Source organism: Streptomyces alkaliterrae (assembly GCF_007097205.2).
Lineage (GTDB): Bacteria > Actinomycetota > Actinomycetes > Streptomycetales > Streptomycetaceae > Streptomyces > Streptomyces alkaliterrae.
This window is the reverse complement of record NZ_VJYK02000711.1, coordinates 1-464: the sequence shown is the minus strand read 5'-3', so window position 1 is coordinate 464 and position 464 is coordinate 1. Positions and strand designations below refer to the sequence as shown.

Below are 464 nucleotides of genomic sequence, written 5' to 3'. Positions count from 1 at the left end.
CGATCAACTGTGGAGCGCGCCGTCGCTTGCCGCGGGCGCCAAGCTGCTGGACGAGGCCTCGCTGTTCCGCTTCCTTGCCGAAACCGCGGTCGAAGCGGGTGAGCATCATGACGAAGCCTTGCTCGAATCGGTTGATCGCAACACCTGGATCGACGTCTCGGTTGAGCGCGCGATCACGAACGTGTCGAACCGCCTGCAAGATGGCCTCGCGTTCCTCGCCACGGTTGGCTCAACGGCGCCGTTCATCGGCCTGTTCGGCACGGTATGGGGCATCTATCACGCGCTGACGGCAATCGGCATCGCCGGCCAGGCGTCGATCGACAAGGTCGCGGGCCCGGTGGGTGAAGCGCTGATCATGACGGCAATCGGTCTCGCAGTCGCGGTTCCGGCTGTGCTCGGCTACAACTTCCTCGTACGCCGCAACAAGTCGGTGATGGAACGTGTGCGTGCCTTTGGTGCCCAAC

The 464-nt window shown here is 64.0% G+C and carries 1 protein-coding gene; it reads left to right on the top strand.

Annotation, left to right across the window (positions count from 1 at the left end; all coding sequences use genetic code 11):
- Nucleotides 1–464: MotA/TolQ/ExbB proton channel family protein (locus tag FNX44_RS29375; RefSeq protein WP_173019327.1), on the top strand; the 464-nt coding region annotated here is incomplete at both ends.